The sequence below is a fragment of the Nostoc cycadae WK-1 genome (assembly GCF_002897135.1).
GTDB lineage: Bacteria > Cyanobacteriota > Cyanobacteriia > Cyanobacteriales > Nostocaceae > Nostoc_B.
In genome coordinates, this window is the sequence record NZ_DF978452.1 from 1 (window position 1) to 14,065 (window position 14,065).

Genomic DNA, 14,065 nt, shown 5'->3' on the forward strand with positions numbered 1-14,065 from the left:
ATAGTCTCAATAATCTGGCAGGACTCTACAAATTGACAGGAAGGTACAATGAAGTCGAACCCCTGCATCTGCAAGCTTTAGAACTGTGGCAAAACCTGTTAGGAGCAGAACATCCCCTTGTGGCCACTAGCTTGAATAATCTGGCAGAACTCTACCGTGCGACAGGAAGGTACAGTGAAGCCAAAACCCTGTATCAGCAAGCCTTAGAACTCAGACAACGCCTATTAGGAACAGAACATCCTGATGTCGCCGTTAGCTTGAATAATCTGGCAGAACTCTACAACGAGATAGGAAAATACACTGAAGCCGAACTCCTGCATCTGCAAGCTTTAGAAATTAGACAGCGCTTGTTAGGAACAGAACATCCTGATATCGCCGTTAGCCTGAATAATCTGGCAGGACTCTACTGTGCGACAGGAAGGTACAGTAAAGCCGAACTCCTGCATCTGCAAGCTTTAGAAATCAGACAACGCTTGTTAGGAGCAGAACATCCTGATGTCGCCGTTAGCCTGAATAATTTGGCAGGACTCTACTGTGAGACAGGACGCTACAGTGAAACCGAAACCCTTTATCAGCAAGTTTTAGAAATCAGAAAACGCCTGTTAGGAGTAGAACATCCTGATGTCGTCAGTAGTCTCAATAATCTGGCAGGACTCTACTGTGAGACAGGACGCTACAGTGAAGCCGAACCCCTGCATCTGCAAGCTTTAGAATTGTATCAACACCTGTTGGGAGCAGAACATCCCCATGTCGCCACTAGTCTGAATAATTTGGCAGGACTTTACCGTGCTACAGGAAGGTACAATGAAGCCGAAACCCTTTATCAGCAAGGTTTAGAACTATGGCAGCACTTGTTAGGAGCAGAGCATCCCCTTGTGGCCACTAGTCTGAACAATTTGGCATTACTTTACTGTGAGACAGGAAGGTACAATGAAGCCGAACCCCTTTATCAAAAAGCTTTAAAACTTAGACAACGCCTGTTAGGAGCAGAACATCCCTATGTCGGCATTAGCCTGAATAATCTCGCAGGACTCTACTGTGCGGCAGGAAGGCACAGTGAAGCCGAACCTCTGTATCTGCAAGCTTTAGAACTGTATAAACACCTGTTGGGAACAGAACATCCTCTTGTCGCTTCTAGTCTCAACAATCTTGCAGGACTCTACCATGAGACAGGAAGGTACAATGATGCCGAACCCATGTATCTGCAAGCTTTGGAACTCACACAACGCCTGTTAGGTGCAGAACATCCCGATGTCGCCACTAGCCTCCACAATCTAGCAGGATTCTACCATGCGACAGGACGCTACAGTGAAGCCGAACCCCTGTATCTGCAAGCTTTAGAACTGTATCAACGCCTGTTGGGAGTAGAACATCCCCATGTCGGCATTAGCCTGAATAATCTCGCAGGACTCTACCGAGCGACAAGACGCTACAGTGAAGCCGAACCCCTGTATCTGCAAGCTTTAGAACTCACACAACGCCAGTTGGGAGCAGAACATCCCCATGTCGCCTATAGCCTCAACAATCTCGCAGGACTCTACTGTGTTACAGGAAGGTACAATGATGCCGAACCCATGTACCTGCAAGCTTTAGAACTCACACAACGCCAGTTGGGAGCAGAACATCCCCATGTCGCCACTAGCCTCAACGATCTCGCAGAACTCTACCGTGCGACAGGACGCGACAGTGAAGCCGAACCCCTGTATCTGCAAGCTTTGGCAATGTGTGAGCGTAGTTTGGGTGTTGGTCATCCTCATACTATGACTGTGCGGGGAAATTATGCAAAGTTTTTAAAAGAAACATATCGTTAGCGGAATAGTTAAAAATAAAAATTTTAAGGTTCACACAGAGGCACAGATGTACGGAGAGTGAAGAGAAAGTTATATTAATTCGGAATTTGTAATTGAGCAATGTAGCATTGTTCTCTCATTTCAATCTCATAAATTTCTGCTGACATCACACCCAAATTTTCTGCATAGTGAGTACAAATCCAGGTAGAACATCTTCACCGGAAAGAGTTTGAGGTGATTTGAGAGTTTCCACATCTTTTCCCGGACGATAAATTTCTACTTCTTGTTGTTTGCGATTAATCAACCAACCTAAACGACAGCCATTTTCGATATACTCTTGCATTTTATTTTGAGTTTTCTTTAAGCTGTCATTAGGTGAGAGTATCTCAATGACAAAATCAGGACATAAAGGAATAAATTTCTCTTTTTGTTCTTTAGTTAACGCAGCCCAACGAGATTTTGCTACCCAAGAAACATCGGGCGAACGGTCAGCACCATTTGGTAAAGTAAATCCAGTTGATGAATCAAATACCTCACCCAACTGATTTTGATCATTCCAAAACCATATTTGAGCATTAGCATTAGAATTACTTTTGCCTGTCTCTCCTCCCGTGGGTGGCATGATAATTAATTCTCCTTGGGCATTGCGTTCTAATTTTAAATCGGGATTTTCTTCACAAAGTTGATAAAATTGTTCTCTTGTGAGTTGAATTATAGAATTGAGGTTTAATGTAATTGCTGTCATAGGGTCAAAGGCAACAGAAAAAACTCACTTATCCCAATACTTTTCGGTTTAGCGTTATGAGTTCTTGCAGATCCCCCCAACCCCCCTTAAAAAAGGGGGGCTATTTTTCTGTTTACCCCCTTAAAAAGGGGGTCGCCGTAGGCGGGGGGATCTGCATCTAGGATGAATCAATCTTTATCCGAGAAGCATTGTCTATCTATTCTTAAAATAACTGTAAGTATCGAGTTTTAACCGAAAAGGCTCAGGACTATTTTAGTTTACTTCAGCCAGTGATATTACATAATTAAAATACAAGAGACAGTGGAGGCGGTGATGACTGTGCAGTTATTAAGACATAAATTCACAGTGCAGCAATATCATAAAATGATTGAATCCGGTGTTCTTACAGAAGATGATCGGGTGCAACTGATACGCGGAGAAATTATTGAGATGTCGCCGATTGGGACAAAACACGCTGCTTGTGTAAAGTGCTTAAATAAACTCTTGTCTAGTAAGTTAAGGGATAGAGTTCTCATTGCTATTCAAGACCCTGTGGAACTGAATGATAATTCGCAACCACAGCCAGATGTGGCTTTACTCAAACCCCGTGATGATTTTTATGCAGCCGCACACCCCCAACCTCAAGATATTTTCTTATTAATTGAAGTTGCTGATTCAACAATTATTTATGACCGAGAAGAAAAGATTCCTTTATATGCAGAAGCTAATATAATTGCTGTTTGGTTAGTAGATATTAACGAGCAAATTGTTGAAGTTTATCAACAACCAACAGCTACAGGATATCAGCATATACAAAAGTTTGCTGGTGAGGAAAGTTTATCAATTCCAGGTTTCTCTGATGTCACAATTACGGTCAATGAAATCTTTGGTAGATAAATTACTACCTCTTTCATCTCCCTCTGTGTTTTCTGTATTCTCTATTTTTGTCTCACGCAGAGACGCAGAGGCGCAGAGAAGAGTTTTAGAGGTATTTTGATAGTGTCATTTCGAGTTATGAACACCAAATTTCAGCTTTTGAACTCGAACATTCTCATTTGAAACAGGAATATTCTCGTTTCAAACTAAAACGTTCTCGTTTGAAATAAAAACATTCTCGTTTCATACCCGAACATTCTCATTTAAAACAGGAATATTCTCGTTTCAAACTAAAATGTTATCGCTTGAAACAAGAACATTTTCGCTTCAAGCCTGAACTGTCAGGTTTTAAACCCGAAGCTTCAAGGTGAAAACGCGATCGCTCTCACTACAAACTAAAATACAATCACCCAAAAGCTATCTTTACTGTGCTATTCGCCAAACCTTGATGGTATTATCCTCGCTGCCGCTGATAATAGTCTTACCATCAACACTAAAAGCGACAGATGTCACTGTATCTGCATGACCTGTTAATGTATTTAAGACTTCCCCTGTGGCTAAATTCCAAAGTTTAATTGTACGATCGCGGCTGGCACTGGCTAAGGTCATGCCATCAGGGCTAAAAGCCACACAGGTAACGGTGTTTGCATGGCCTGTTAGGGTGCGGATAACTTCGCCTGATGCGACATCCCAAAGTTTAATGGTGCGATCGCGGCTGGCACTGGCTAAGGTGGTACTATCAGGACTAAATGCTACTGATGTGATTGTATTAGGATTTCCCGTCAGTGTGCGGGCTGGGTCATTTTGATAAAGATGCCAAAGTTTAATAGTTTTATCAAAACTACCACTGGCTAAATTTCGACCATCTGGGCTAATAGCAACTGACCGCACCCAATATTTATGTCCTTTAAGTGTGCGAATGAGCTTTCCTGTGCCTAAATTCCAAACTTTGAGAGTGTTGTCATCGCTACCACTCACCAAAATTTTCCCATTAGGACTAATTGTTAATGCTTGAATGGAGTCAGTATGTCCTGTTAATGTGTAGACTATTTTACCTGTTGCCAAATTCCAGGCTTTAATAGTTTGATCATCACTACCGCTGACCAAAGTTTTGCCATTGGGACTGATAGCCACAGCATTAACTTTTTGCGAATGTCCACTCAGGGTTAGTATTTCTTTTCCTGTGGTCAGATTCCACATTTTAATTATGCGTTCCCCTTCGCCACTACTAGCAATTGTCCGCCCATCGGGACTAATGGCGACAGAGACAACAGATTTTGCTGTTCCTTTGAGGGTGTTAGCTAAGGAAATATTTTTAACTGGAACATTGGGTGACTGACCAAAAACAACTTCACCCTGAGTAGGACTGTAATTTCCTGGCTTTAGTCTCGATAACAAACTGGTTTGAATTTGGTGATATTTTTGATACCAAGTATCACTAAAACCAAATAACAAAATGAAAGCAGCGCCTAAAACTAAACTTTTGACAAAAGCATATTTAAAGGAGAACTTTGAACTCGGTTGAGTGACGGTGAATTTTCCTGATGATTGTCCAGCAGCTGGTAAGGCGCGTGGGAGTGATGGAATCAAATCTTTAATCACTTCATCGGCTGACTGGTAGCGTTGACTTAAGTCTTTTTGCAACAGCTTCGTCATCACCCCTTCCAATTCTGGCGACAAAGGACTACGCAAATATTCCCGCCAACTGTTCGCCCAGCCATAGCCATGTTCCATCCACAATTGAAAAGGGGATGTTCCTGTTAGCAGATGAAAACAGGTAGCCCCCAAACTGAACAAATCACTAGCTGGGTAAGCTTTACCGTCTCTGATTTGTTCCAGTGGAGAATAACCATGCGAACCAATGGATGTACCATTTTTATTCTTGACTTTTTCGGTTAATTGCTTAGAAGAACCAAAATCAATCAAGCTAAGTCGCCCATCATAACGACAGCGAATTAAATTTTCTGGTTTAATGTCTCGGTGAATCACACCGCGATCGTGAATGAATTTGAGTACAGGCAGTAAATCAAGTAAAATTGCTTGAATTTCATTCGCTTTATAGACTTTGCGCTGTTGTAATTCTTTTAACAAGTTCTGCCCATTAATAAACTGTTGTACCAAATAAAGGCAGTTATCTTGTTCAAAGTAAGCAATCAGTGTAGGAATTTGCGGATGTTCGCCGAGTTCTTGCAGTCGCTTGGCTTCTTCTGCAAATAACTCCATTGCTTTTTTCTGCGACCAAGTTCCTTGAAATTTCGGTGCTAATTGCTTAATTACACACAGTTCATTGAGTTTATCGGTATCTTCAGATAAATAAGTTCTGCCAAATCCCCCCTCATCGGAAAGCACCCGAATCACTCGAAAGCGATTTCTTAATAGTGGCACCAAGGGGGTGCTACAAGTTTGGCATGACTGCTTTCCTTTGGGATTTAGGGGATTTGGACAATCGGGATTTAAGCAGCAGATCATTATCTGACAGGCGCAACTGCATAAAAATTTTTACTAAGTTAACCCCGATATTTCCCTAGATGATGATTGACTCTCACGTATTGATGGTAGATCCCGCTGGTAGTGGGGAGTGGGGAATCAATTATATAGTCAATTTTGGTAAATGCTCATAAGTTTTCTTCAATGCAGGAAAACTACGAGAGTCATCAGCTGAATTTTATCGATTATAGCAGCAGGCAAAAGTAGCAGACAGGTTAAGAGGTTGTTTGAAAAGTGGTTAGTTGTGATTTCAGGCACTTCTCGATCCCCCCTAACCCCCCAGGGCTGTTTCATTCCACAAGACGAAGTAGTTTGTCAATATCATGAGAGAGAAATCTTTGAGCAATAGTGATGGAATGATAACTATGACGACGAAGGATATTGAGTGCGATTGCTCTGATAATAGAAAGATTAGCGGGAGCGTTGCCAAGACGGATTGTAGAACAGTCCTCTTTGAAAACAACGTCTTTCAACGGCAGTTGCCTCAAGTCGGGAAACCCGCCCACGGCACTGCCTCCCCAGTGAAGGCAGTTTTCGATACCCCAGTGTCCACGAATACCGATAGCAAATTCTTTCGCGCTTGCTATCAGACTGCTAATATAACAAACAATTTCATGATATTTCTTAGCGTTTCTCGTACCAATTCTTTCGACCCTGACTAAAGATTTTATTCCAGTCCATGACGGGTCAATTCCATTGATATCATGAAAAACTTCTACAGTGCGTGTTGTATATCTATCTCTGGTTTTTTCGGTTTCAACTACACGAGAAGTTGGTTTTTTTGTGGCAGCAATGCGTTGAATATGGCTACGTAGTTTGGGTTGATTATCTTTAACCGCAATGACATAATCATTGCCACTTTCTATAATTATTTTGCAAGTTTTTTTTGACAATGTAGGGAATCAAAGCTCAAGACCACTCCTTCTAGACCCAATGCAGTGATTAGCTCTTGGACAACCTGGATTTCGCTTTTTTGCTGATTCTCAAATTTCTCCATCCCGACAACCAGCCCTCTTTTACAAGCAAATACCGATACTATACTCACGAAATTTTGATTAGATGAACTGTAGTTTTGCACTGTACCCTTAATACTTTTCCCATCTGTTGCACACCATTCTGATACCTCTAAATCCACATAAGTTTTTGCCCATTCATTAAATTTATCAGCCAGTTTATCGAAGTCTACTCCCATCACTACACGCCGGATTGTTGAATATGAGGGTACTCCATGTTTTTGAATGCCAAATTTCTCGATTAATACTCGACTATGCCTTTTGACAAAATCTCCCCACCCCCGATATCCTACATATCCATTCATTGTTCCCATGATTACCAACAGCAACACTAACCACAGTTGGTGTCTTCGCCCATCCGTCGTTCTAAAGTCTTCCACTTGCTTTAATTGTTCAATCAGAGCCGCACCCATCATTTTTATCCCCTCAACCCTTGCTATTTTACCTGTTTTAGGGAATGAAACAGCCCTGCCCTTTTTAAGGGGAGCCAGCGCCGTGGGCGGGTTTCCCGACTTGAGGCGACTGGCGTGGATTTAGGGGGATCTAAAACGTTTTGCAACCAACAAAAAGGACTTTTCAAACATCCTCTAAGAGTGTCATTAGTCAAGACAAATGACTCATGACTAATGACTCATGACTAATAACTAAGGCTTTTGGGTGGCGATCGCTAATTTTGCCCCCTGGACTTGTCTGACTTGATCCATCACTGCCACTACTTTACCGTGGGTGACTGTTGCATCAGCATTCACAATTACTAATGCTTCTTGGTTATCGCCTACCAAGGTACGCAATTGTCCGGCTAAACCTTCAACAGTGCTTGGTTGACGGTTGACACTTACTATTCCATCTTTATCTACTGTGACGGTAATTTTGGCTGGAACTTGCTGCTGTTTGGCTGTCGCCGCTTTGGGTAAGTTGACGGGTAAACCTTCTGAGCGAGTTAAAAATAACGTTGACATGATAAAAAATGTCAAAATCGCAAATATCACATCAATCATTGGCACGATGTTGATTTGCGGTGGTAAATCTGGCTCATCTTGTAGACGCATAGGTTCTGTCTCCTCGTTCATAGCGACGGCGATAGAGCAGTTCTAATTGTCCACCATATTCTTGTATTGCGGCAATCTGTCGTTGATATAACCCTCGAAAGGTATTAGCAAATAAAAGTATAAAAATAGCCACAATTAAACCTGAAGCTGTAGATACCAGCGCTTCACTAATACCTGCGGTAACTCCTGCGGTTTTTGTCCCGCCTACATCACCCAAGTTTAATGATGCAAAAGAAGCAATCAAACCCAACACGGTACCAAGTAGGCCTAAAAGTGGTGCAAGACCAATAATTGTGTCAAACATATTTTGAAAACGTTTGAGAACTGGGATTTCGGCTTGCGCTTCACTTTCTAGTGCAAGCCGAAATTCTTCTGGGGTTGGTTCTTCTAATTGCAACGCCGCTAAAAAAATGCGTGTCATGGGCAAATCTGCATTCTTTTGCAATTTATCCAACGCGCCAACAACATTATCAAGGCGGTAAAGATTCAACACTTCTCTGACTATGCGGTTTTGCCGAGTATTGATGCGATACCAAAAGCGGACTCGCTCGATAATTAAAGCAATTCCCACCACACTAAACGCCAGCAGGGGCCACATGACTACGCCACCTGCTACAAACAACTGATACATGGGCAATATCTCTAGGAACTAAATGGACAACGTTACAGTTAGACTAGCAGTTTACGGTACTAAATGATATATCTTATCAATAAGGAGTAGACAAAATAAAAAGCTATGTCAAATTCGGTTGAGTTTTGATGACATAATTATTCATTCTTGTTCAAGGCTTGATTCGCTACAATCCTGATGATGAAAGTATTTGTGTAAGTATACAGTTGATGAAAGCTAACTCAGGAATTTTTTGCTTTATTGCTTGACTTTTGCGAGAGATGGTTTTGAACAGAGTAATTACTAATAAGAACTTGCAACAAATTTAAACAGAACAGTAGTTTGTAGCTTTGCTTGAGAAGCGATCGCCCGACGTTGAGAGTTAAAGTATATTTTGCGTACTAACTTACCCAACGCCCAAAAAATTACATCATTTGAATATCGTCAATTTGTACTCTTAATCATCTATGGCTAAACTATTTGACTCAATCACAGAAGAACTGCAAGAGTTTATTGCAGCCCAAAACCTTTTCTTTGTAGGAACCGCGCCTCTGAGTGCTACAGGTCACGTTAATTTATCTCCCAAAGGTCTCGATTGCTTGCGGATTTTATCCCCCCACAAGGTCGCCTATCTCGATCTCACAGGTAGCGGTAACGAAACTTCAGCCCATCTGCAAGAAAATGGTCGCATTACCTTCATGTTTTGCGCCTTTACTGAACCAGCGCGCATCTTGCGACTGTACGGTCAAGGATACGTAATTTTACCGAGCTATCCTGATTGGGATTCTGTATATTCAGTGTTTCCGCCGCTACCAGGAACTCGTCAAATTATCGTAGCTGATATTGAGATTGTGCAAAGTTCCTGTGGTTTCGGCGTTCCTCTTTACGAATACCAAGGTCAACGCCAAACACTAGTAAATTGGGCTGCTAAAAAAGGCGAACAGGGAGTCCGAGAATATCAACAACAAAAAAACAGCATCAGCATTGATGGTTTACCGACACCATTAGGCCAATTATCTGACGGTTAAAGCGGTGTTTCATATATTTTTAGTTAATCTGAACCAAAAAATCTCAAATTTTTTGTCAATAGTCTCTAGTCCAAAGAAGCTTGATTTTTGACCATAGATTGTAGGCTTTTGACAAAAATAACCTTTATAGAGAAAATTTATCATTGCTGACACTCTATAACTAAGTTTATAAAACATAGCGTCAAAAATCGATACATATCAGTTCTATTTTCTGCCTCTATTCCTAATTAAATTTGGTGTAAAGGAACTATTATGCGGTTTCCGTGTCTTGACGTAATGATTTGCAACGAATTATGATTCGAGTTTAGTCCGGATCAACCGAGACATCCTCGAAAATTGGTGCAAGTAAATTCAACTTTCGCTCTACATAATCACACGCATGAGATTACGCTTATTTCTGTTTAGCGTTGTCAGTATTGTCCTGCTTTCTTCTCCAGTAAGAGCATCTCGCTTAGAATCTTGGAGCTTTGACACCGCACAAAATCAACTGAATATTACTACTGTATCTGGTGTTAAACCAAGAGCATTTTTAATTCAAAATCCCACGCGGTTAGTTATCGATCTTCCTGGTACACAACTGAACACAAATACAGTTCGGAAAAACTTTGGTTCCACAGTACGCGAAATCCGTGTTGGCAAGGTTGACGATAACACAACAAGATTAGTAGTTGAATTAGCACCTGGATACACTGTAGACCCTAACAAGTTACTGCTGCAAGGTGATTCTTCCACTCATTGGATAGTGAAATTTCCATCGGTAGAACGGGTTCAAAATCCTGTTGATAATAATGTTTCTTCATCTAGTGAAGAGCAAATTCCGGTTTCCGTGAGTGATGTTTCTTTGTTTGCGGGAGTTGTACCGTTAGGTAAGGAAATACCACAATTGCGATCGCAGGTACAAGCCTTAGCTGCTCGTTATCGTTCCCTGGATGCAGGAATGTTCTTTTTAGATTTAGATACTGGTAACTATCTAGATTTAAATGGTGAGAAAGTCTTTCCTGCTGCTAGTACAATTAAGTTTCCCATTTTAGTAGCGTTATTTCAAGAAGTAGATGCAGGTAGAGTCAAACTGAATGAAACCTTAGTTATGCGGCGTGACTTAATAACTGGAGGTTCTGGAGAATTTCAATACAAGCGTGCAGGAAGTCGTTTTAGTCTGATAGAAACCGTGACTAAGATGATTACCATCAGCGACAACACAGCTACCAATATGGTAATTGACCGATTAGGTGGTAAAGCTAAGTTAAATCAGCGTTTTCGTGGTTGGGGTCTGCAAAACACCGTCGTGCGGAATTTACTCGGCGACTTTAAGGGTACTAATACAACTAGCGCCAAAGATTTAGTCAGGCTATCTGCGTTGGTTGCAAAAAATCAATTATTGACTGATTCCAGCCGTAGCAAAGTTTTGGATATTATGCAGCGTGTTCACAACACCAAGTTATTACCAGCTGGTTTGGGTAAAGGTGCGGTAATTGCTCACAAAACCGGAACTCTAGGCATTGTACTAGGTGATGCCGGGATTATTCAAATGCCATCTGGTAAGCGCTACTTAGCCGGAATTTTTGTCAGAAGACCTTTTAATGATTTAAAGGCGCGAGATTTTATCAATCAAGTTTCTCGAATTGTTTACGGCTATTTAGACCAACCAAGAGTCGCCAGCAAGCCTTAATACTCCTGATGTAAAAAAGAAAAATTTTAATTGACGTAAGCCCCTGATATTCATTAATATCTAGGGGTTTTTGCATATCTATTTATAGCAGTGCTTAACGCACCCTATCTCTCAGTGCGTTACGGCTAATCCTTATTCTCTTAAACTAACAAATTCTTGCATAGCCGTAACACATTCTAATTCATATTGGCTTTGAAGGATATTGACTGTATTCCTGCCAAGTTGGCTACATATACCTAAGCCGCACTGCTAAATTATGAATGGGAAATAACTTGCGGGCTTGATAAACCAACTTTTACTACACTAAACATGCTAAAGCATTAACAACGGACGGATTTAGGTTAGTTGCTTATTTTGCTCACTCTTTTGAGAGATTGCTGCTGTTTTTATTGTAGCGATCGACATCAAACTTCTTTATCTCTAAAAGGACAAATATAACAGGAAGTCCTCATTGATTACTCCTATCCTCACCTCGTTCATCGCAAAATGTACGAGGGCTTTTTTTATTTGGCAGAATTTACCCCTATTACGCCAATGATAATTAAAGCTATCGAGAAAAGTTTGGTAAGAGACATTGATTCACGAAACCAAATTACCCCAATAGTAGCGATTACAGTTGTGCCTAAACCTGACCAAACAGCATACGCAATGCTGACTTCAATTTTTTTAAGAGCTAAAGTTAAAAAACTAAAACAAATTCCATAACAGATAAAAATTAAAACCGAGGGAATAGTTCTTGTAAACCCCTCAGACAATTTCATGGAAGTTGTACCAGCGACTTCAAATAAGATTGCTGCAATGAGATAAAGCCAACTATTTACCATGTTTATTGATTGATTATAAGGTGATGATGGAAATATGATTTTTCGACAAGTATAATGAGTCAAAATTCTATATTTAATCTATTAACTAATTCTGCTATTTTGACAACATTTATAGTTAGCTGATGAGATAGGCAAAAATCAAAATATTCATATTTCCGAATTAGTAAAGAAGTTGGTAATCTCTAAAGTTCAGTTTACCACACCAATATTATGGGGGTTTACCGTACTAATACTAAGGTTCGGAAATCATGATGTAATTGGTGATAAAAACCGAATTTACACTGTACTGGATTGTGAATACTATAAAAACAACGCAAATGATTTAAACCTAAATCAACTACACAAAATTAGAAATTAAACGAGGTGGAGATATGACATTAGTACGTTGGAATCCTTGGCAAGAAATGAACACTCTCCAAAGACAAATCAACAATTTATTTGCAGACGAAATGCTCCCATCTACCTTACTTGAAAGAAGCCTTACAAAAGTTCCGGCGGCTGAATTACACGAATCTGAAGAAGCTATTCATCTCAAGCTAGAATTACCAGGAATTGAAGCCAAAGACCTAGATGTGCAAGTTACAGAAAAAGCTGTGTATATCAGCGGTGAACGGAAATCTGAAACTAAAACAGAAAGGAAAGGTGTAACCAAGAGTGAATTCCATTATGGGAAATTCCAACGTTTGATTCCTTTACCAACTCGCATTCAAAATACCAATGTTACTGCTGATTATAAAGATGGTATTTTGACTCTGACTTTGCCTAAAGCCGAAGAAGAAAAGAAAAAGGTTGTTAAGCTGAATCTTGAATCTATTGGCTAATATCAATTTTGGATTAGCGCTAAAATACCCGACTTCTTAAAGAAGTCGGGTATTTTGTTGTTCACTAATGATTTAAAATTGCTATAAGCTGCGATTTCTGCCTGTTGATTGTTGTCTGTCTACGGGAAAAACGTCAAAATCGAAAGTTGCAATTAAACGCTCATCAACGTATACCTGTATTTTATGCTTACCAGGAGGATCACCTGCGGCGATCGTCCAATAGTTTTCAATTACACCATCATTAGCTATAGTTTTGCGCCTCATTACCGACTCTGTACCGTCAGCGGAGACTGTGAAGTTTTCACCATCATCTGTAGCCCAAGTTTCTGGGGGTTTTGGTAAGCGTAGGACTTCTCGCCATGTAACTTCGCCTTGGTAGTCTTTGAGTTGAATTCGCCACCCATATTTACTACCTTCTTGTAGTGGGACTCTGAATGTGGGGATGAAGTTAACTTTACCTCTAGCATCGACTCTCGCTATGCCAAACTCAGCTTTGTCGATCGCTACCGAATTTTTAGTATTGTTTGCTTGAGAAATTGACCCTGATGGTGCTATTTTTTCGTCGGCGATCGCTACTGTAGCATTGATTGGCTGAGACGCTACCAACCCGGAAACTAGCCAAGAAGAAGTTAGTACAACTATTGCAGTCCAAATTCTCATTAGCAAAATTGTTGGTCATTTACTAGTACTTATTCCCGCTTTCCCACTGGCTTCCGGGTACAGTCCCGATAAATAGCCAAGTTGGCAGAATAAAAGTTGCAGGATTAATAGTCAGTTTATAGTTAAATCGGCAACACCAGATCAAGCCACTAAAAATACTTTACTCTCGGGCCAGTTGCCAGAACTGCGAAAATTATCATCGCAGGTTTTAGGTGTAGGTGCTAAATATGCGTCTATTCTTAACTGTTTTGTGTTCAATACGGAATTTTTGATATGTAAGCAATTGCTGACAGTCGGCTATTTAAGCAATTGTCATTTGCTAGGGTTTCATCCCCGTGAGGGGAAGGAGTTTGGGAAATGTCAAAAACTGTCAAATGCTTAATGCAAAGATTAATAGTTGTGCCTAAGTGCGATCTCACTTAGGCATGACAAAGCATCAAAAATTAGCATTGGAGAACCGATATTTTCCTATTACCTCACTGCTATATATTGATAGTGAGGCGTTTTTGAGCAG

Annotated in this window: 11 protein-coding genes and 1 pseudogene; 5 read left to right on the plus strand and 7 right to left on the minus strand. The window is 40.6% G+C overall.

Annotation, left to right across the window (positions count from 1 at the left end):
* Nucleotides 1-1,811 (plus strand): tetratricopeptide repeat protein (locus tag NCWK1_RS27935; protein WP_146034051.1); only part of this gene is annotated, 1,811 nt, incomplete at its 5' end.
* A 145-nt stretch (nt 1,812-1,956) separates the two neighbouring features.
* On the opposite strand, the gene NCWK1_RS27940 is transcribed toward NCWK1_RS27935, so the two are convergent.
* Nucleotides 1,957-2,535 carry a Uma2 family endonuclease gene (locus NCWK1_RS27940; RefSeq protein ID WP_103126937.1) on the minus strand — a complete coding sequence of 193 codons (579 nt, stop codon included), beginning with the start codon at nt 2,533-2,535 and terminating at the stop codon, nt 1,957-1,959.
* A 312-nt stretch (nt 2,536-2,847) separates the two neighbouring features.
* Between NCWK1_RS27940 and NCWK1_RS27945 the strand changes: the two genes are divergently transcribed.
* Nucleotides 2,848-3,411, plus strand: a complete 564-nt coding sequence (locus NCWK1_RS27945) for a Uma2 family endonuclease (RefSeq protein WP_103126957.1) — start codon at nt 2,848-2,850, stop codon at nt 3,409-3,411.
* 402 nt (nt 3,412-3,813) lie between these two features.
* Here NCWK1_RS27945 and NCWK1_RS27950 read toward each other — a convergent pair whose 3' ends face one another.
* From NCWK1_RS27950 to NCWK1_RS27970, 4 genes and pseudogenes are all read right to left on the minus strand, one after another.
* Complete coding sequence (locus NCWK1_RS27950; protein ID WP_187308265.1) at nt 3,814-5,859, minus strand: serine/threonine-protein kinase; 2,046 nt, start codon at nt 5,857-5,859, stop codon at nt 3,814-3,816.
* Between the two features lie 308 nt (nt 5,860-6,167).
* Nucleotides 6,168-7,306 (minus strand): annotated as a pseudogene (locus NCWK1_RS30650) (ISAs1 family transposase).
* Between the two features lie 228 nt (nt 7,307-7,534).
* Entirely contained in the window at nt 7,535-7,939 is a 405-nt protein-coding gene (locus tag NCWK1_RS27965; RefSeq protein WP_103126939.1) for an ExbD/TolR family protein, read from the minus strand.
* The gene (locus NCWK1_RS27970) at nt 7,923-8,570 is read right to left on the minus strand and encodes a MotA/TolQ/ExbB proton channel family protein (protein ID WP_416209764.1); all 648 of its coding nucleotides are present in this window, start codon (nt 8,568-8,570) and stop codon (nt 7,923-7,925) included. Before NCWK1_RS27970 ends, NCWK1_RS27965 begins: the two co-directional genes overlap by 17 nt.
* 446 nt (nt 8,571-9,016) lie before the next feature.
* On the opposite strand from NCWK1_RS27970, the gene NCWK1_RS27975 reads away from it, so the two are divergent.
* Both NCWK1_RS27975 and NCWK1_RS27980 read left to right on the plus strand, forming a co-directional pair.
* Nucleotides 9,017-9,577: a pyridoxamine 5'-phosphate oxidase family protein gene (locus tag NCWK1_RS27975; protein ID WP_103126941.1), complete on the plus strand. Its 561-nt coding sequence runs from the start codon at nt 9,017-9,019 to the stop codon at nt 9,575-9,577.
* A gap of 379 nt (nt 9,578-9,956) precedes the next feature.
* Nucleotides 9,957-11,246, plus strand: coding sequence for a serine hydrolase (locus NCWK1_RS27980; protein ID WP_103126942.1), 1,290 nt, complete (start codon nt 9,957-9,959; stop codon nt 11,244-11,246).
* Between the two features lie 503 nt (nt 11,247-11,749).
* Here NCWK1_RS27980 and NCWK1_RS27985 read toward each other — a convergent pair.
* Nucleotides 11,750-12,070: a DMT family transporter gene (locus tag NCWK1_RS27985; protein WP_096577583.1), complete on the minus strand. Its 321-nt coding sequence runs from the start codon at nt 12,068-12,070 to the stop codon at nt 11,750-11,752.
* 371 nt (nt 12,071-12,441) lie between these two features.
* On the opposite strand from NCWK1_RS27985, the gene NCWK1_RS27990 reads away from it, so the two are divergent.
* A complete protein-coding gene (locus NCWK1_RS27990; RefSeq protein WP_103126943.1) occupies nt 12,442-12,891 on the plus strand; it encodes an Hsp20/alpha crystallin family protein in 450 nt (149 codons plus the stop codon).
* 81 nt (nt 12,892-12,972) lie between these two features.
* On the opposite strand, the gene NCWK1_RS27995 is transcribed toward NCWK1_RS27990, so the two are convergent.
* Nucleotides 12,973-13,551, minus strand: coding sequence for a hypothetical protein (locus tag NCWK1_RS27995; RefSeq protein ID WP_103126944.1), 579 nt, complete (start codon nt 13,549-13,551; stop codon nt 12,973-12,975).
* Nucleotides 13,552-14,065: the final 514 nt, after the last annotated feature.